Annotated in this window: 14 protein-coding genes and 2 tRNA genes; 5 read left to right on the plus strand and 11 right to left on the minus strand. The window is 69.3% G+C overall.

What is annotated here, in order from left to right; all coding sequences use genetic code 11:
* Positions 1-97 precede the first annotated feature (97 nt).
* Together MLE43_RS06060 and MLE43_RS06065 are read right to left on the minus strand one after the other, a co-directional pair.
* Positions 98-1,444 (minus strand): GAF domain-containing protein, encoded by a 1,347-nt coding sequence (locus MLE43_RS06060; RefSeq protein ID WP_243302577.1) that lies wholly within the window; start codon positions 1,442-1,444, stop codon positions 98-100.
* Positions 1,441-1,959: a hypothetical protein gene (locus MLE43_RS06065; protein WP_243302578.1), complete on the minus strand. Its 519-nt coding sequence runs from the start codon at positions 1,957-1,959 to the stop codon at positions 1,441-1,443. The genes MLE43_RS06060 and MLE43_RS06065 overlap by 4 nt, the downstream gene beginning before the upstream one ends.
* Before the next feature lie 143 nt (positions 1,960-2,102).
* Between MLE43_RS06065 and MLE43_RS06070 the strand changes: the two genes are divergently transcribed.
* Entirely contained in the window at positions 2,103-2,498 is a 396-nt protein-coding gene (locus tag MLE43_RS06070; RefSeq protein ID WP_243302579.1) for a bacteriohemerythrin, read from the plus strand.
* 195 nt (positions 2,499-2,693) lie between these two features.
* Here MLE43_RS06070 and MLE43_RS06075 read toward each other — a convergent pair.
* Positions 2,694-2,770 (minus strand) — tRNA-Arg (locus MLE43_RS06075).
* A gap of 91 nt (positions 2,771-2,861) precedes the next feature.
* Here MLE43_RS06075 and MLE43_RS06080 point away from each other — a divergent pair.
* Positions 2,862-3,464, plus strand: a complete 603-nt coding sequence (locus tag MLE43_RS06080) for a DUF4337 domain-containing protein (protein WP_243302580.1) — start codon at positions 2,862-2,864, stop codon at positions 3,462-3,464.
* 63 nt (positions 3,465-3,527) lie between these two features.
* On the opposite strand, the gene MLE43_RS06085 is transcribed toward MLE43_RS06080, so the two are convergent.
* From MLE43_RS06085 to MLE43_RS06110, 6 genes are all read right to left on the minus strand, one after another.
* Positions 3,528-4,361, minus strand: coding sequence for a hypothetical protein (locus tag MLE43_RS06085; protein ID WP_243302581.1), 834 nt, complete (start codon positions 4,359-4,361; stop codon positions 3,528-3,530).
* A 29-nt stretch (positions 4,362-4,390) separates the two neighbouring features.
* A complete protein-coding gene (locus MLE43_RS06090; RefSeq protein ID WP_243302582.1) occupies positions 4,391-5,809 on the minus strand; it encodes an NCS2 family permease in 1,419 nt (472 codons plus the stop codon).
* A gap of 28 nt (positions 5,810-5,837) precedes the next feature.
* Positions 5,838-7,118, minus strand: coding sequence for a uracil permease (gene uraA / locus MLE43_RS06095; RefSeq protein WP_243302583.1), 1,281 nt, complete (start codon positions 7,116-7,118; stop codon positions 5,838-5,840).
* Positions 7,119-7,317: 199 nt separating this feature from the next.
* Positions 7,318-8,829, minus strand: a complete 1,512-nt coding sequence (locus MLE43_RS06100) for a putative bifunctional diguanylate cyclase/phosphodiesterase (protein WP_243302584.1) — start codon at positions 8,827-8,829, stop codon at positions 7,318-7,320.
* 141 nt (positions 8,830-8,970) lie between these two features.
* A complete protein-coding gene (locus tag MLE43_RS06105; protein ID WP_243302585.1) occupies positions 8,971-10,449 on the minus strand; it encodes an aminotransferase-like domain-containing protein in 1,479 nt (492 codons plus the stop codon).
* Between the two features lie 62 nt (positions 10,450-10,511).
* Positions 10,512-11,675: a TIGR03118 family protein gene (locus MLE43_RS06110; protein ID WP_243302586.1), complete on the minus strand. Its 1,164-nt coding sequence runs from the start codon at positions 11,673-11,675 to the stop codon at positions 10,512-10,514.
* A gap of 217 nt (positions 11,676-11,892) precedes the next feature.
* Here MLE43_RS06110 and MLE43_RS06115 point away from each other — a divergent pair, with 217 nt between their 5' ends.
* Positions 11,893-12,951, plus strand: a complete 1,059-nt coding sequence (locus tag MLE43_RS06115; RefSeq protein WP_243303118.1) for a hypothetical protein — start codon at positions 11,893-11,895, stop codon at positions 12,949-12,951.
* Positions 12,952-12,960: 9 nt separating this feature from the next.
* Here MLE43_RS06115 and MLE43_RS06120 read toward each other — a convergent pair whose 3' ends face one another.
* Positions 12,961-13,653 (minus strand): cupredoxin domain-containing protein, encoded by a 693-nt coding sequence (locus MLE43_RS06120; protein WP_243302587.1) that lies wholly within the window; start codon positions 13,651-13,653, stop codon positions 12,961-12,963.
* Between the two features lie 55 nt (positions 13,654-13,708).
* Between MLE43_RS06120 and MLE43_RS06125 the strand changes: the two genes are divergently transcribed.
* Complete coding sequence (locus MLE43_RS06125) at positions 13,709-15,871, plus strand: serine/threonine-protein kinase (RefSeq protein ID WP_243302588.1); 2,163 nt, start codon at positions 13,709-13,711, stop codon at positions 15,869-15,871.
* A 204-nt stretch (positions 15,872-16,075) separates the two neighbouring features.
* Here the strand turns inward: MLE43_RS06125 and MLE43_RS06130 are convergent.
* Positions 16,076-16,152 (minus strand) — tRNA-His (locus MLE43_RS06130).
* A 109-nt stretch (positions 16,153-16,261) separates the two neighbouring features.
* Between MLE43_RS06130 and MLE43_RS06135 the strand changes: the two genes are divergently transcribed.
* Positions 16,262-17,767, plus strand: a complete 1,506-nt coding sequence (locus MLE43_RS06135; RefSeq protein WP_243302589.1) for a trypsin-like peptidase domain-containing protein — start codon at positions 16,262-16,264, stop codon at positions 17,765-17,767.
* Positions 17,768-17,853 lie beyond the last annotated feature (86 nt).

The following is a 17,853-nucleotide window of genomic DNA, read 5'->3' on the forward strand; positions in this document are numbered from 1 at the left end:
ATATGCCACCGATGACGAACGGTTTATTTGTTTTTTCCACCCTTAAGAAAGAATTAGCAAGCCTTTAAGAAGGTTTTAAGAAATGGCAGGTCTGGGGTCAGGTCCCCGGGTCCATGTCCTCCAGCTCCAGGGGCCGGGCCACCAGCAGCCGGAAGCGGCCCCGGCCCGTCTTCTCCAGCTGCACGCAGGCCCGCCGCTCCGCCAGGCGGCGGTGGAGGAGGACGAGGCGGGCCTCCAGGTTGTCGCTCTGGTCCGGCAAGCGCACCCGGGGGTCGGCGCGCAGCTCCCGGTTGCTGAACTGGGTGCGTCCCAAGGCCTGGTGATCCTGCAGGAGCGTCCAGAGGATGTTCCCCGCCACCCCCTTGATGAGGTAGTCGTCCCCCAGGAAGACGCTGTCGTTGGCGGCGTAGTGCCGCACGCGCAGGGGGACCCCATCCGGCCGTGGTTCCCGGGCCGAGGCGGGCTGGCCCTCCTCACCCAGTTCCAGCTCCGCCAGGAAGAGGCGGAAGAGGCCTCCCACCTGGGTGGCCAGGGCCACCAGGGCGTCCTCATCGGCGTGGGTGAAGCGCATCTCCGTGGGGCTCTCCACGAAGAGCACGCCCAGGGGATCGTGGGCCCCGGGGATGGGCACGGCCAGCTGGCTGCCGGGGGCCGCCAGGCCCGGGAAGGGGATCTCCGTCTCCAGCCGGTCGCCGAGGCCCTGCCGCTCGGCCCCCTCGCGCATGGCCAGGCCGTAGGCGTACTCGGAGGTGACGTGCGAGATGCGGATGGGCACCCGCTCCCGGGCCGCCACACCGATGACGCCATCACCCACCGGGAGCTCCGATCCCACGCCCGAGGTCGGATAGCCGCGGCTGGCCACGGTGTAGAGTTGGCCCCGACCAGGATCCAGCATCATCACCAGGGCGTGCTCGATGGCGAAGTGGGCCTGCAGGCCGTCCAGCAGCGCATCGAGGAGGGACTCGGCATCGGGGCTCAGGGGCAGGCGCGCCATGCAGGTGCGCAGGGCCAGGAGCGGATCCACCGCCGGAGTCGGGGCGGGCAGCGTGCTCCCCGGCACCCCTTCCGATCCCTCGATGCGGTAGATGTCGGAGCCCAGCAGGCGGAACACCCCGCTCATCCCCGTGTGGGATGCGATGCCCGCCAGCTTGGCCTTCATGGATTCGAAGACGGGCCCATGGGTCTCTGTGCGCTCGTAGACCAGGTGGAGGCGGTACTGCTGGGCCGTCTGCGGATGGATGAGCCCCAGCGTGACCCGGGGGTTGGCCAGGAGGTTCTGGCGGGTGCGGTTGAAGAACTGGTAGGAGAGGGCCAGGTGCTGGTCGTCCAGGTACTGGCCCTGGGACATGTAGGCCACGTTGGGTGTGCCATCCGCCGCGCAGGTGGAGACCACGCCGGGGATGATGCCGTCCAGGCAGTCGCGGAGGGCGCGGACGGGGATCATGCGGCCCCCGGCGCCCGGGGTGGGGTCGGGATCAGGGGCGCTCCGGCCTGGGCCCCCGGCGTCACGTTGAACAGGGCCGAGGGCGTGAAGGTCAGGGCGACCAGCGCCTCGTCGGGGCAGTCGAGCAGGGTCCGGACCATGACTTCCGTGAAGCCCAGGAAGACCAGGCATTGGGCGAAGGCCGCGCGGTAGGCCTCGACGCAGGCGAGATCGCCCTCGCCAAGGGGGGCGAGCCGGGCGTCCCCACCCTTGATCTGGAGGGTGCGGTGGGTGGAGGGCTCGCTGAAGACCACGGCCAGGGCCCCGCTCCGCGTGGCGTCCCGGACTAGGTCCACGGCCTGGGGCGCGGCGAAGAAGAGGGTGAGGCGGTTCGTGCCGGAATCCACGCGGCAGCCGAAGGCCAGGCAGAGGCTGGGGAGGCCCTCCGCGCTGCCCGAACCCGCATTGATGGAGACGCCCCCCGTGATGAAGCGGGCCAGATCCGGATCCAGGAAGAGGGGTGGGGGGGCGGGCATGGGAGGATGATTTTATCCAATCTTCCCTGGCGGATGGGGCCGACGGGCGGAGGTTGGGCCCCCGTCCGGGCGCGGGCTTCACGATGCTCTGGTATTCTTTGCGGGTGGATCCCGCCCCTGCCCTTCGACGCGCGTGCCCGCTCGTGCGCTGGCGCCGACAGTTCGAAACCGGACTGGAGCCCATCGACCAGCAGCACCGGGAGCTCTTCGACGCGCTGGCCCGGCTGGGCGGCGAACTTGCCGCCGGAGCCCCGAAGGACCAGCTGGACGAGGGGCTGGCCTTCGTGGCGCGGCATCTCATCAAGCACTGCCAGACCGAAGAGACCCTCATGAAGGAGGCCGGGTTCCCTGGGCGCATCGTCCACGCAAACCAGCACCAGGACCTCGTCCTCCGGGTCCGCGACCTCCAGTACCGGCGGGCCAAGGGCCAGGAGCTGGGCCCGGAGGCGGTGGCCCTGGTCGGGGAGTGGCTGGACCACCACATCTGCGAGTCGGACCTGGCCATGGCGGGCTACCTGAAGAGCCTTCACACGGCCTGAGCTCGCAGGCCCGGATCCAGCTGGGCACTCGGGTGGGCGCCGACCCATTTAACGCTGGACTCGAACTGTGCTCGGCTGCACCGATCACCGGTCTCGTTCCGACAGCGCCCCGCGCTGTCTCCACGATCCCACTCGACGCTGGACCCCGGCCGCATCTGTGCGGCTGGGGCTGGTCCGAGTCCAGCTAGGCGCACTTGGTGCGCCTAGCTGGACTCGAACCAGCGACCTACGGCTTAGAAGGCCGTTGCTCTATCCACCTGAGCTATAGGCGCGCGAGGGATAGTCTAGCGGGTCGGGGTGGGGGTGGACGGGTTCGGCGGGCGGGAGGCCTTGCCCTAGACTGGGGGCCTCAAGGAGGCGGCCATGCCCGAGACCCTCGACCCGATCCAGGATGAGGTGCAGGACCACGCGCGGGACAGCCGCTTCAACGGGTTCATCGCCCTCTTCGTGGCGGTGGTGGCCACCTTCATGGCCCTGTGCAACGTGAAGGACGGCAATGTCGTCCAGGCCATGCAGCAGTCCCAGGCCAAGGCGGTGGACCAGTGGGCCTACTACCAGAGCAAGAGCACCAAGCAGCACATCGCCGAGAACGCGGTGGAGATGCTGAAGGTCCAGCTCGACATGAGCCCGGGGTTGAAGCCGGAGGCGCGCGCCAAGGTGGAGGCCCGGATCGCCGCTCAGGAAGCGGCCGGCAGGAAATACGAGCAGGAGAAGGAGCAGATCAAGGCGCAGGCGGAGCAGGCCGCCAAGGACTACGACGCCATGAACGTCCATGACGACCAGTTCGACCTCGCCGAGGCCTGCCTGAGCGTGGCCGTGGCGCTGGCGGGGGTCACCGCCCTGACCCGGAAGCGGTGGCTCTTCGCCGTGGCCGGAGTCTTCGCCGGCATCGGCTTTGTCTTCGGTCTGGCGGGCTTCCTCCACTGGAACCTGCACTCCGAGATGATGGCGAAGCTCCTGGGCTGAAGCCTGTCGCCTGAACGAAAAAGGGGGCCCGGCGGGGCCCCCTTTCCGTTGGTTCCGAATGGCTCAGAAGTGGATCTGAAGCTGGGCCATGGGCGCGGTGACGCGCTTGTTGGTGGCGGGAGCGGGGCCGTCGTTGTTCGGGCCGCCGAACTTGTTGTTCCAGTACTCGAAGCCGGGGCCCACGTAGACCTTCTTCTTGGTGCCGAAGAGGGGGCTGATGTCGAACATCAGCGTCAAGTTGGCGAGGGTCTCGGGCTTGGTCTCGATGCCGAAGCCGTCCTTGCCCTTGGCGCCCTCGTAGTTGGCGTAGCCCTTGAACTCGGCGCCCACCTCGCCCATCTGGAAGGGGATGCCCCAGGCGGCGGTGAGGTAGTAGGTGGTCTTGAAGTCCACGGACCGGCCCACGATGCCGTTGTAGTTCTGCTCGTGGCAGGCGAGGAGGCCCAGGTCGAAGAAGCCGGCCGGCACCTTGAAGTTGAAGGTGGGACCGGCGACCAGGAAGCGCTTCTTGGAGGCGAAGGCGTTGTCCTTGGAGTTGAAGTCGAAGCCGGCGGTGAGGGAGATGTCGCGCACGGGGCCGAAGCCGAGGTCGGTCTTCGTGAGCTTGCCGAGGCTCAGGGAGCCGCGGTAGAGCGCGTAGACCTCGTTGGCGCCGCTGTTCCCGCTGGCGGTGGGGTCGTTCCGGTCGGACATGAGCATGTCCACGTTGAAGAAGTTCGTGCCGTAGGCCCAGCCGCTGACGTGGCCGAGCTGGACGATGTTCTTCTTCACGGTGCCGTCGATGCCGGGCTCGCGGAACTGGGTGCCGGTGCGGTAGCCGATGAAGGTGTCGCTCCAGTCGGCGGCGGCGGCGGGCAGGGCCACCAGGGCCACGAGGGCGAGGGCGAATTTGGACATGGAAACTCCGTGGAAGGCAGCCACTGAGGCTAGGCGGACAGGAAGAGGAGCTTGAGCAGGAAGATGGCCGAGAGCACGAGGATGATCGGGTTGATCTCCTTGAAGCGCCCGGTGGCGGCCTTCAGCACGGTGTAGGCGATCATGCCGAGGGCGATGCCGTTCACGATGGAGAAGGTGAAGGGCATGACGATGACGGCCAGGTAGGCCGGGATGGCGTCGGTCACGTCGTCGAACTTGATCTCCTTGATCTCCGACAGCATGAAGAAGCCGATCATCATGAGCGCCGGGGCCGTGGCCTGGAGCGGCACCATGAGGAAGAGGGGCGAGAGGAAGAGAGCCAGGGCCAGCCAGCCCGCCACCACCAGGGCCGTGAGGCCCGTCTTGCCGCCCTCGGCCACGCCCGACGCGCTTTCGATGTAGGCGGTGATGGCCGTCGTGCCGAACATGGACGCGAAGGTGGTGCCCACGGCGTCGGCCATGAAGGCCTTGGACGCGCCGGGGAACTTGCCCTCCTTGTCCAGCAGCTTGCCCTGGGCGCCGATGCCCATGAGCGTGCCGATGGTGTCGAACATGTCCACGAAGAGCAGGGTGAACAGGATGATGAAGATGTTGATCATGCCGCCCAGGGACTTCGTCCAGGTCCAGTCGTACTGGAACATCTTCGGCCAGCTGGGAATCTGGAAGAGCGTGCCCTTGGGCAGGTGGGTGAAGCCGCCGCCGAAGCTCACGGGCAGCAGGCCCACCAGGGTGATGGCGAGGATGCCCAGGAGGATGGCGCCCTTCACGCGCTTGGCCACCAGCACGGCGATGAGGAAGAGGCCCACCACGGACCAGAAGGCGGGGGTGAGGTGGCCGTGGTCCCAGAACTTCGCGATGAAGAGGTTGTTCACGTCATGCAGGCCGAAGAGGGCCGCGGGGTCGTTCTTCAGGACCGGGAAGATCGTGTCGGGCTCGAACTTCAGGCCCACCTGGGTCACGCCGGAATCCACGAAGCCGATGATGGCGATGAAGAGGCCGATGCCCACGGAGATGCCCTTCTTCAGCGAGAAGGGGATGGCGTCCATGAAGGCCTCCCGCACCTTCATGGCGCTGAGGGCGATGAAGACGAGGCCCTCGAGCAGCAGGGCCGTGAGGGCCACCTGGATGGTGTAGCCCATGCCGCCCTGGTTGGCCGGGGCACAGACGGTGAATGCGAAGAAGGCCGAGAGGCCGATGCCCGACGCGAAGGCGATGGGCAGGTTCGCGTAGAAGGCGCCGATGAGGGTCGAGAGGATGGCGCACACCACGAAGGCCGTGAACCCCACATGGGGCGCGATGCCCGCCACCTTGAGGAAGGCGTTGGGGATCAGCGAGATCACGTAGGCCATCGAGATGAAGGTGGTGGTGCCCGCAAGCACCTCCGTGGCCACCGTGGTGCCCTTGGCCTTCAGACCAAAAAACCGTTCCATGCGGTACTCCTCGAAAGGGGTGAAGGGATCAGGATTGTGTTTCGGTGTCGTTGCTGAGGCCCAGGTGGTCGAGACCCCAGAAGAGCAGGCTGAGGGCGATGGCCACCACCGTGCCTAGGGCCATGCCCTTGAGCTCCACGGTGCCCAGCTTCACGGCCGCACCGCTGATGCCGCTGATGAGCACCACGGAGGTGAGGATCAGGTTGCGGGACTGGGTGTAGTCCACCTTCTTCTCGATGAGCATGCGGATGCCCGCGGCGGCGATGACGCCGAAGAGCAGGATGCAGACGCCGCCCATGACGGGCACGGGGATGCTCCGGATGAGGGCGGCCAGCTTGCCGGAGAAGGACACCAGGATGGCGATGACCGCCGTGCCGCCGATGACCCACACGCTGTAGACCTTGGTGATGGCCATGACGCCGATGTTCTCGCCGTAGGTGGTGTTGGGCGTGGCCCCGACGAGGCCCGACAGCACGTTGGAGAGGCCGTCGCCCAGCAGCGAGCGGTGCAGGCCGGGGTCCTTCATCAGGTCCTTGCCCACGATGTTGCCCGTCACCACCAGGTGCCCCACGTGCTCGGCCAGCACCACCAGCGCGGCGGGCAGGATGATGAGGATGGCCTGCAGGTTGTAGGTGGGCGCATAGAGGGTGGGCACCTGGAACCAGGGCGCCAGGCGTACGGACTCGAAGTTCACCACGCCGAGGCCGAGCGAGATCAGGTAGCCCGCGATGACGCCCAGCAGCACGGGGATCACCGCCAGGAACCCGCGCAGGAGGATGGAGGCCAGGATGGTCACCGCCAGGGTGGACAGCGACACCACCAGGGCCAGGCGCAGCGGCATGCCCAGCACCGCGGGGCCGGCGGTGAGCCCGGCCATGTTGGTGGCCACGGGGGCCAGCTCCAGGCCGATGATGGCGACGATGGCGCCCATGGCGGCCGGGGGGAAGATGACGTCGATCCACCGGGTGCCCGCAACGCGCACCACCTGGGAGAGCAGCATGAAGATGAGGCCGAAGACGATGAAGCCGCCCTGGGCGGCCGAGTAGCTCAGCCCCGCCGCCAGCACGGCGAAGACCGGCGAGAGGAAGGCGAAGCTCGAGCCCAGGTAGGCGGGGATGCGGCCCTTGGCCACGACCAGGTAGATCAGCGTGCCCACGCCGTTCATCAGCAGGCAGGTCGCGGGATTCACCTTGAAGAGGAAGGGCACCAGCACCGTGGCGCCGAACATGGCGAAGAGGTGCTGGAGGCTCAGGGGCGCGGTCTGCAGCAGGGGCAGGCGTTCGTCGACGTCGATGGTGCGGCGCTGCATGGGGGCCTCGGCAGGGTGGGTCCCTGCGAGGGCGCAAGAAGGATGCGCCGATCTCCGGGGGCCGGGGAGGGATCCGCCCGGTCCGGAAGCACAAGGACAGCTCAATTCTTCCGTGTCCGGGAGTTTGTGCGCATCACATTTTGTTTTTTACAAGGCTCATGGGCCGTGACCGGTGCCCGGTGGAGGGACGCCCGGGGGCCTACCGGGAGCCGCGGCTGCGACCCGCAGGGACCACCCGCTGGACTTTGACCTCTTCCTGGGCCCGCGCGGCCTTCTTCAGGAACTGCTTCGTGGACATGAACTCGAGCATGGCTTCGAAGGCATCTGCCGGCAGGGGCCGGCCCAGCAGGAAGCCCTGGAGGCAGTCGCAGCCCAGCAGCTCCAGCATGTCGCGCTGGCCCTCGGTCTCCACGCCTTCGGCCACCACCGTGAGGTTGAGGCTGTGGGCCAGCTGGATCACCGCCCGCACGATGGCCTCGGAGGAGAGGGCCGGGTCCTCGGACTGCAGCGCGGCAATGAAGGACTGGTCCAGCTTCAGGGTGGTGATGGGCAGGCGCTGGAGGTAGCCCAGGGAGCTGTAGCCCGTGCCGAAATCGTCGATGGCGATCCGGGTGCCGATCTCGCGCAGGCGGTGGAGCGGGGCCAGATCCTCATGCCCCTGGCGCATCACCAGGCTTTCGGTGAGCTCCAGCTCCAGGCAGCCGGGTTCCAGGCCGGTATCCGCCAGGGCCCGCGCCACACAGGTGTCCCAGTCCCCGTTGGCGAACTGGAGGACGGACACGTTCACGGCGAGGAGGAGCGGGGAGGGGGTGATGGCCTGCCACTTGGCCATCTGGCCGCAGGCCTCGCGGAGGGCCCATTCGCCGATGGGCAGGATGAGGCGGCTCTCCTCGGCCAGGGGGATGAACTTCACGGGAGGGACCGCGCCGAGGAGGGGGTGGTTCCAGCGCATGAGCGCCTCGGCCCCGGCGAGGCGGCCATCCATGAAGAACTGGGGCTGGTAGTACATCTGCAGCTCGCCGTTCTGGAGGGCGCTCCGCAGGCAGCTCTCCAGTTCCTGGCGCTCAAGGGAGACCTCGTTGAGCGTGCTGGTGAAGCACTCGATGCGGTTGCCGCCCCGTTCCCGGGCCCGGCACAGGGCGGACTCCGCGTGGGCCTCCAGCGCATGGGCGTCCATCCCGTCGTTGGGGTAGACGCAGACGCCGATGCTGGCGGTGAGGTCCAGCTCCCTGGATCCGGCGTGGAAGGGCGTCTGGAGGGCCTCCAGCAGCTTCTGCCCCACCCGGGCGGCGGCCACGACGTCCTTGATCTCCTGCAGCAGGACCATGTAGCGGTCACCGCCCATGCAGGCCAGCGTGTCGCCCTCGCGCAGGGTCTCCTTGAGCCGCTGCGCCACCTGCCTCAGCACCTCGTCGCCGCCCGAATGCCCCAGCAGGTCGTTGACGCGCTTGAAGCGGTCCAGGTCCAGGAAGAGGATGGCGACAATGTGCCCGTGGCGCTGGGCCATGAGCAGGGCCTGGGACAGCCGGTCCTCGAAATGCCGGTGGTTGGGCAGGCCGGTGACGTTATCCAGCAGGCTCAGTTCCGACACGCGCTGCTCGAGGGCGCCGATGCGCCGCTCCGCATTGCGGAGACGGCCGATCGCGTCGAGACGGTCGATCTTGAGCATGAAGCCCTTGAGATCCAGACCGTGGGGGCGCTCGTTCGGCAAATGCACTCCAGTTGCTGGAGGAATCCTAAGGGCGGATTGGGAATTTCGCCAGTCTTAATGACCAACTGAATGAGGAAAAATCGACCCATCGCGTGAACGCTGAATCTTTGATCCCCCGGGCCGGCGGCCTGCCTTCCGGGCTCAGGGGCGCCGGGCGCGGACCTCGGCGAGGGCCAGGGCCATGCGGGCGCACGCCTCATTCTGCTCCTCCACCGAGTGGGCCGCGAAGCCCAGGCAGATGTACGGAAGGGCCCGGCGGTGAAGGTCGTAGAGGCTCCCCGGGTAGAACACCACCCCATGGGCGAGGCACCGCTCCGTCCAGGCCTCCAGAGGCACGCCGTCGGCCACCCGGACCCAGAGGGACAGGCCTTCCCGTGGGTTCTTCACGGAGACGGCGGGGTGCAGGTGGAGGAGCAGGCGATCCACCATGGTCTCCCTCCGCTCATCCGTGAGTTTCCGCACCCGCCGCAGGTGGCGCACGATCTCGCCATCGCGGAGGGTCTCCTCGATGGTCGCCTCCTGGACGAGGTTCCCGGGCCAGTCGACCAGCTGGCGCTGCTGGGCGAGGGTCTTGATGAGGCCGGCCTCTCCGGCGAGGAAACCCACCTGGAGGCCGGGGGCGAGGATCTGCTCGAAGCTGCTGAAGTAGAGCACTCGGCCGTGGTGGTCTTCGCTGGCCAGGGGAAGGCGGGGATTTTTCTCCCGGTGGAAGCCCAGGCTGGGATCGCCCTCCAGGATCCGGAAGCCGTGGGCGACGGACAGCTCCAGCAGGCGCCTGCGGCGGGCGGGATCCAGGGCCGCCTGGGTCGGGAACTGGGGGCTGGCGGTGAGGTAGAGGAGCCGGATGGGCTCCTGGACGAGCAGGGCCTCCAGCGCCTCCACGTCCAGCCCCCGGGCATCGACGGGCACGGGGAACAGGCGGGCCCCGGCGGCGCGGAAGGCCTCGGCGACCCGGAACTGCCCCGGATTCTCCATGGCCACGGCATCCCCCGGGGCGAAGAGCACGCGGGAGACCAGGTTCAAGGTGCTCATCAGGCCCCGGGTGAGCAGGAGGTTTCCCGCCTCGACCGAGAGCCCCCGCATGTCCCGGAGCATCTTGCAGAGCGAATTCCGCAGATCGAGGAGCCCCCGGGGATCCCAGCCCGGCTGGAGGAGCCGCTCCGGGTGGAGCCGCAGGACCCGGCCGTAGGCCCGGTGGATGGCCTCGGTGGGGGCGAGCCTCAGGTCCGGCGTATCCGGGATGAGCTGGAAGGACTCCAGCGCCGGGGCCCCGGGCTGGAAGAAGACCTCGTTGGGGGGCGAGGCCCGCTTCCAGGAGGCGGAATCCTGGGCCGAGATGCCCGCGGGGACATCCAGGACGATGGGGAGCCGCCGGGCGACGAAGGTGCCGCGGTCGGGTGCCACCTCGATCCAGCCCTCGGCCTCCAGCTCCTTGTAGGCGGCCAGAGTGGTGTTCCGGTTGACCCCCAGCAGATCGGCCAGCGCCCGGGTGCCGGGAAGGGCATCCCCGGGCTTGAACCGCCCGTGACGGATGCCCTCCTCGAGCGCCCCCACCAGCTGGAGGTAGAGGGGCTCCGGATTGGATCGATCCAGCGCGATGGCGAGATCCCAGCTACCCAAGGAGAGGCTCCCTACTGAGAATCAGCATCCGGAATGGCGTGGGCCGCGTCAAGGCGCGGGGCTCAATAGCCGTACCCCCCGCCGCCCGTGCCGCCCCCGGTGCCCGCCGAGCCGTAGCTGATGATGCCGAACACCCCGTGCGCCTGCGCCTGGGGGCCCGCCGTCACATAGAGCAGGTTGGATTGGCCGGCCGAACCATCGTTGCCGAAGGTCATCCCCCAGAGCCCGCTGAGGGCCAGGGGGGCGCCACTGGGCCCCGAGAGCTGGCCCAGCTGGGCGCCCGTGGTGGCGTCGAAGGCCGTGATGCGCCCGTCGCCGAAGTTGCCCACGAGGAGGGCCCCGCCGTAGGTGCCGAAGGTGGCCGGCGCGAGCGCGAGGCCCCACGGCGCGTTGAGCAGGCCGCCGGCGGCCACGCGCCGGACGAAGGTGCCGTCGAGGTTGAAGACGTCCAGGACGCCGAGTCCCGCCCCCGTCGTTTCGCGCATGGCGGGCGGATCATGCTTGGCATAGGCCACGTAGAGCTTGCCGGCCAGCACCTGGACGTTGAATGGGGCGTAGCCGGCCGGGAGGGCCGGATCCACCCACGCCGCGGCCCCGAGGTTGACCGGAGCGTAGGAGGAGTCGAAGACCTCGATCGCGCCCCCGTTGAAGTTCGCGGCGAACAGGTAGGTGGCGGTTCCGTTGGTGCCGATGGCAAGCCCCGTGTAGACGGCCGCGCTGCCGGAGTGGTCCACGCGGCGGACCGCGGTCGCACCTGCGCTCCACCCGCTGAGGCTCCCATCCAGGGAGGCCAGGATGAAGGTATCGCCGGCAAACCCTGTGGTCCCGCTGAAGACGATGCCTGTGGGGCCGCCGAGCGCGGCTCCGGTCACGGGGGGATCGGAGACCACCAGGGGCGTGGTCAAGGGATGGCCCAGCCCGTCATACACGGTGGTCGTGGCCGTCCCCTGGTCGGCCACCCAGAAACGGGTGGTCGGCCCATAGGCCAGCCCCCAGGGGTTCACCAGGTTGGGATCCACCGTGGTGGCCCCCGCACTGGCCTGATCGGCGACCAGCGCGGTCCATTGGTAGGTTGGCGGGGCGGCGGGCATGGAGGAGCCGCCGCCAGAGCCGCCACCGCAGGCGGCCAGGCCCACCAGCAAGGATGCGGCACCCGCGAGGAAGAGCGGGCGGCGGCTCTGGCGCACCGAGGCGCATCGGGTGGATTCAGGAAGGGGTTGGAGCATGGGAACCTCCAGCTCGCTGGCGCGAGCGAAATCCGGGACGGAGCGGGTTCCGGGGTGGGGGAACGCGGGGCGAAGGCCGGTCTGTCCAGCTTCGGGCGGGAGGCGTCCGACACCAGATCCGGTTCGGAGATGGGGAGCCCTCCGGTGCCCAGAGATCGTTGGCCGGCGCGAGAACGGTGGGATACCATCCTCGGGATCCGCAGGCTCCCGGAGGGTGATGCCGATCCCACGCTGGTTCCTCTTCTTCGCCGCCCTGGCCGCTTCGGGCCAGGAGGCGGCCCCCTTCGCCCCGGAGCCGAGGGATCCGTGGCGTCCCGCCTGGGAGCTGACGGTGCGGGGGGACCGGCTGGCCGATCCCGGCGATGCCGCCGAGTCCTTCCGCCGTGCTGGCGTCCAGCTCAGGCTCCGCTGGGCCTGGGACCTGGACGCCCTCCACCTCGAAGCCGGGACGCGCTCGGCCATGGGCTCCGACGGGAACCAGTTCAATGCGCCCCGGTGGGACCAGCAGCCCTCCAACGGGACCCAGCTGGACCTCCTGCGGGGCGCCGTGTCCTGGGTGTCGGAGCGGGCCTTCGCCACCTTCAGCGTGGGCCTCCAGGAAAATGGCCTCCTGGGCTCCCAGGCCATCTGGGACCGGGATCTGCGCGTTCTCGGCGCGGAAGGACGGCTGGGGGTCCGGGATGCCTCGGGGTGGGTCCAGGAAGCGGGCCTGCGCGCCGTGGCCGGCCGGGTCCGGACCGTCCTGGGGGGAAGGGTGGACCTGGCCGCGGGCCAGGCCGTCCTGAAGCTGGATACGGGTCCCTGGTCCTGGACTGCGCACGCCGGCCGCTGGACCCTCGCCTGGGATCCGGCCGGGGAGCGCCTCCGCCGGCTGCCGGGGCACGACCCCTTGGCCCGGCAGCGCCTGGTGCTGGACACGGCAGGGGCCGCCGGGCAGTGGAACCGGGTCTTCCCGCTGGAAGCCCGGTGGTTCGGGGCCCGGAACCGGGAGACCGGCGAGTCGAGCGAAGAGGTCCAGGCCGTGGCCGGGAGCCGCGAGCGGGTCTACTGGCCCCAGCTGACCTTCACCTGGCAGCGCCTCTCCTCCACGGGCACCCTCTACCCGGTGAACGGCGACGAGTGGTGGTTCTACCGCCGGGCGCGCGGGCCCCGGCTCGACCTGGCCCTGCCCCTGCCGGGCCACTGGGTCGCCACCCTCGTCCATCTGCGGCAGACCGCCGACGGTGAGGACTACCGCATCACCCGGACCATGGTGGTCCTCCAGAAGCGGTTCTGAAACACACTCTCAGTAGTTCCGCTCGTCGGCCGGGGGCGGGTAGTCCCTTCCGAACTTGTTCTTGTGAGGCTCGAGGGCCGGCAGGGAGAGGTCCAGGTTCCAGGTGCCCGTGGTGACGCCCGCGCCGACATTCAGGGTCCAGGCCTTCTCCCCGGCTTCCGGATGCCAGAGGACGAGCCGGTAGGTGCCCGGGGGGACCTGGTCGAACGCCACGCCGGTCCGGCCGTCGAGCAGCTCCGCGAAGGGGGTCGTCACCACCCACAGGAAGGCGTTCATCTGGTGGTGGATGTTGCAGTAGAGCTTCACCAGCCCGGCATGGGCCACCTTCACCCGGGGAGCGTCGCCGGGCTGGTACTGGCCGGTGTCGAACCGGTTGCCCTGGGTCACGCTGAACACGTTGTGGACGAGGTGGTCCAGGTTGGGGAAGGCCACCTCCGTTCCCGGCGTGGCGATGGAGACGCGGGGCAGGAACTGCTTTCCGACCGTGCGGATGGAGACGGGCTTCGAGGGGCCCACGGCCGGGACGACGGCATCGAGGGGCTCGAGGATGGCCACGCAGTCCTTCAGCGAGGCCCGGATCCGGCCATCCTTCTCCCGGAGGCGCACGGTCCCCCGAACGCTTCCCGCCTGCGCCGGCAGGGCCGCGGCCAAGGTGGCGACCAGGGCGACGACCGGCAGACCGCGTGCAATCGCTCGAATCATGCTTGGCTTCCGGGGTAGATTCGTGGCCAGTATACCGGTGGATGAGGGAAGGCCCATGCAGCCAACCATGAGGTGGTACCAGACCCTGGCCTGGACCCTGTTCATCCGCCAGGCGGCGGCCGTGCTGGGGATCCTTGCCGTGATCCTGTGGGTGGCCTACAGCGAGGCCGAGCGGGGGGCCCGGGCCACGGCGGCCACGAGCCTCTCTGCCGGCGGGTATGTCCTCGAGCGGGCCTTCGAGCAGCAGGGCCATTCCCTGGATGCGGGCCTGGATGTCTTCACCCAGTACTCCGGGAACGTCGCGCTCGTGGAGCAGACCCTCGAGTCGGGCGCCGCCTCCAGCCTCACCGACACCCTGGTCGACAACCTCCCCCGGCTGAACGCGGAGATCGCGCTCGTGGTGAAGCCGGACGGGTCGCTCCTGGCCTCCAGCGCCAAGGGTGCCGGGCCGGCGTTCCTCGACGTGGGGATCCTGCAGATGGCGCTGGCGCCAGAAGATGCCCAGGTCGCGGGCCACCCGGGCCCCTCGTACCGGGGCTTCCTCCGGGTGAACTGGGGGGACCGTCCCGGGGTGTACCACGCCGTGGCCCGGCCCCTGCGGTCGCCGGGGGGCCGACCATTGGGGGCCATGCTCGTGGGGGTGCGGGTGGACGATCGCGCGGCCACGGACCTCCGGAGGCTGGCTGTCGCCGGGCCCCAGCGTGACGATCCCTCCCCCCACCTGGCGCTGCTGAGCCAGTTCCAGACCCTGGGCGCCACCCTTCCGGAGGCGGACGCCCTCGACCGCCTGCTGGCCCGGGATCCGGCCCTCCTCGCGGTCCGCTACCGCGTGCTCGACGGCCAGCGTTCCCCCGTCGTGCCCTTCCGCGTGGGCGGCCTGACCTACCTGGGGATGATCTCCCCGCTCCGGGGCGTGAACGCGCTGGACCTGCAGATGGCCGACGTGCTGCTGATGCCCGTGGACCCGCTGTTGGCACCCTTCCGCAACCTGCAGCGGGCCATCCTGGCCGTGGGTGCGGCCGGCCTGCTCGCGGCCCTGGCCCTCAGCCTCCGGTCCGCCCGGAAGGTGACGGCCCCGCTCAAGACCCTCGCGGATGCCGCGGAAGCCCTGGCCGGAGGGGATCGGCCCGAGACCCTGGCCCTCGTGCCGTCCCAGGACGAGGTGGGAGTGCTGGCCCGCATCTTCAAATCCATGCTGGCCGAGCTGCGGGCCAAGGATGATCTGTTGGCCCTGCTCGAGGGCCTTCACCGGAGTCCCGGCGGGGCGGCCGCGGGCCCCGGCCCCAAGGACGTCCCGGGGGTCCTGTCGCCTCCGGACGACGCCACCCGGCGCCTCGACCCGGCGGCTCCGCGGCGGGAGGAGGACCCCCTGCCGTCCACCCTCCAGGAGGGCAGGGTCTTCGCCGCCCGCTATCGGGTGGAGGGGGTGCTGGGACGCGGCGGGATGGGCGTCGTCCTGAAGGTCCGGGACCTGCAACTGGACGAAGAGGTCGCCCTGAAGGTCATCCGCGCGGGCCTGGCCTCGAATCCGGACTTCCTGGCCCTCCTCAAGCAGGAGATCCGCCTGGCCCGGAGGATCACCCACCGGTACGTGCTCAGGACCCACGATTTCGGGGAGTTCGATGGCATCCCCTACGTGACGATGGAGTACCTGAAGGGCATCACCCTCCGGAGCCTGCTGGACGGCCGGGGGCGCCTGCCCCTCCCGCTCGTGCTGCGCATCGCCCGGCAGGTGGCCGAGGGTCTGGAGGCGGCCCACGCGGTCGGCGTGGTCCACCGGGACATCAAGCCCGCGAACGTCCTGTTCGATGTGCGCGGCGACGCCAAGATCATGGACTTCGGCCTCGCCGCTCCCGCCACCACGGTGGGGCAGGCGGGCCTCCTCCTGGGCTCCCCCCGGTACATGGCGCCGGAGCAGATCCGGGGCGAGGGCGTGGATGCGCGGACCGACCTGTACTCCCTGGGCGTGATGCTGTTCGAGCTGTGCTCCGGTGTTCCGCCCTTCGACAGTCCCCGCATCGACGACCTCCTGGCCCTGCACCTCGAGGCGCGGCCGCCGGCCCTGGCCGCCCTGGTGCCGGACCTCCCCGCGGATGTGGGGGCCCTGGTGGGCCGGCTGCTGGAGAAGCGCCCCGACCACCGCCCGCAAACCGCCGCCGAGGTGTCCGAGATCCTGAAAATCCTCGCGACGGCGGGCGGGGAGAGCTCGCGGGTGTAAAGGGGGCACCGGGGATGTCGGGAGCGGCCGACCCATCATCCGCTTCGGCCCGCTCGGCCGGACTCGAACCGCATCCCGCTTTGCGGTCTGCCGGTCCCGCTCCCGACAGCCCACCGGGCTGTCTCCGCGGTCCCACTCGTGGGTTCGAGTCTCGTCAGAGGACTTCCCCAATAGCAAAGGGCCCCAGTTGGGGCCCTTTGCTATTGGGGCGGCTGATGGGACTCGAACCCACGACACCTGGAATCACAATCCAGTACTCTAACCAACTGAGCTACAGCCGCCGTCGGACCATCCAGACTATCCTGGGCGGCCCGGGAAGGCCAGTGGGAACCTTCAGGGGACTGCGGTCATCGAATGGCATGCCGGAGGATCCGGCGGAGTGAGGGTTGCATGAATCGTCAGGTAAAGCAGATCTTGGGGTTGTCGGCCTTCGCGGCCGGCTGCATGGCCCTGGGGATGGGGCTCAGCCACGGCTGGCAGGCCCAGGCGCAGGAAGAGAAGCCGGTGATGGTGGAGGCGAAGGGCTTCGACCGCCTGCCGCCCATCGCGGACGTGGCGGAGAAGCTGAATCCCACGGTGGTGGCCATCACCAACACGAGCTTCGTGAAAAACCAGCGCTTCCAGCATCCCCAGCTCGGCGGCGATGACTTCTTCGACTTCTTCTTCGGCCCCGGCGGGCCGCAGCAGCGGCGCACGCCCCGAGGCGGCAACGACGGCGAGCAGCGGGCCGTGTCCGGCGGCTCCGGCGTGATCATCAGCCCCCAGGGCGAGATCCTCACGAACTACCACGTCATCGCCAGCATGGGCGATGGCGACAACGCCCTGGAGGTGAAGACCTCCGACGGCCGGAGCTTCAAGGCCACGGTGCTGGGCAAGGACAAGGAGCTGGACATCGCCCTCATCAAGATCGATGCGGCCCACCTGCCCTTCGCCAAGCTGGGCGAGTCGGATTCCCTGCGCATCGGCGAGTGGGTGGTGGCCATCGGCAACCCCTTCGGCCTGGAGCACACCGTCACCCAGGGCATCATCAGCGCCAAGGGCCGCAAGCTGGATACGGGCGTGAGCTCCTTCCTCCAGACGGACGCCGCCATCAACCGCGGCAACTCCGGCGGCCCGCTGCTCAACCTGAAGGGCGAGGTGGTGGGCATCAACACCGCCATCAACCCCGCGGGGCAGAACATCGGCTTCGCCGTGCCCATCAGCCAGGTGAACCGCATCCTCAAGGACCTCCGCAGCGGCAAGCCCGTGAGCCGCGGCTACCTGGGGGTCGGCCCCACCGATCTGGACCAGGCCTACCAGGACGCGCTGGGCGTCAAGGAGGGGGTGGTGGTCAGCACGGTGGAGAAGGGCCAGGCGGCGGACAAGGCCGGCGTGCTGCGGCTGGACGTGATCACCGCGGTGGACGGCCACCCGGTGCGCAGCCAGGACGAGCTGGTGAGCGTGATCTCCAGTCGCCGGGCAGGCGAGACCATCAAGCTGTCCATTTGGCGCGACGGCAAGACCCTCACCCTCACCGTCACCCTGGGCGATCGCAAGGCCCTCGAGGCCCAGCGCCGGGGTGACTCCGGAGAGGATTCCGAGGACGAGGGCGGCCCGAAGCCCCAGGGGGATGTGAAGGGCGTCAACCTGGAGAAGCTCTACGGCTTCACGGTGGAACCCATGGACGTGAAGCACCGGCTCAAGGGCGTGGTGGTGACCTCCGTGGATCCCCGCTCCCCGGCCGCCGAGCGCGGCATGGCTCCCGGCCTGGTCATCACCGAGGTGGGGCGTCAGCCGGTGAACAGCCTGGCCGAGTTCAACGCCCAGGTGAAGAAGGCCGGCGGCAGGACCCTGCTGCTGTTCATCCAGAGTCCCAATGGCAGCCAGAAGGTCACCCTGGCGATCCCGCCGCGCTGACCGGGCCTGAAGTCCCGACCCGGAGCCCCGGCCTGCCGGGGCTCCGGCCGTTCAGGGTAAACTTCAAGGTTCAACCAGAGCAGGGA

This window comes from Geothrix oryzisoli (assembly GCF_022808865.1).
Lineage (GTDB): Bacteria > Acidobacteriota > Holophagae > Holophagales > Holophagaceae > Geothrix > Geothrix oryzisoli.

Coding starts and splice junctions, on each gene's coding strand:
- MLE43_RS06115 (WP_243303118.1), top strand. CDS start 11,893: ATGCCGATCCCACGCTGGTTCCTCTTCTTCGCCGCCCTGGCCGCTTCG.
- MLE43_RS06080 (WP_243302580.1), top strand. CDS start 2,862: ATGCCCGAGACCCTCGACCCGATCCAGGATGAGGTGCAGGACCACGCG.
- MLE43_RS06085 (WP_243302581.1), bottom strand. CDS start 4,361: ATGTCCAAATTCGCCCTCGCCCTCGTGGCCCTGGTGGCCCTGCCCGCC.
- MLE43_RS06060 (WP_243302577.1), bottom strand. CDS start 1,444: ATGATCCCCGTCCGCGCCCTCCGCGACTGCCTGGACGGCATCATCCCC.
- MLE43_RS06120 (WP_243302587.1), bottom strand. CDS start 13,653: ATGATTCGAGCGATTGCACGCGGTCTGCCGGTCGTCGCCCTGGTCGCC.
- MLE43_RS06090 (WP_243302582.1), bottom strand. CDS start 5,809: ATGGAACGGTTTTTTGGTCTGAAGGCCAAGGGCACCACGGTGGCCACG.
- MLE43_RS06125 (WP_243302588.1), top strand. CDS start 13,709: ATGCAGCCAACCATGAGGTGGTACCAGACCCTGGCCTGGACCCTGTTC.
- uraA (WP_243302583.1), bottom strand. CDS start 7,118: ATGCAGCGCCGCACCATCGACGTCGACGAACGCCTGCCCCTGCTGCAG.
- MLE43_RS06065 (WP_243302578.1), bottom strand. CDS start 1,959: ATGCCCGCCCCCCCACCCCTCTTCCTGGATCCGGATCTGGCCCGCTTC.
- MLE43_RS06110 (WP_243302586.1), bottom strand. CDS start 11,675: ATGCTCCAACCCCTTCCTGAATCCACCCGATGCGCCTCGGTGCGCCAG.
- MLE43_RS06135 (WP_243302589.1), top strand. CDS start 16,262: ATGAATCGTCAGGTAAAGCAGATCTTGGGGTTGTCGGCCTTCGCGGCC.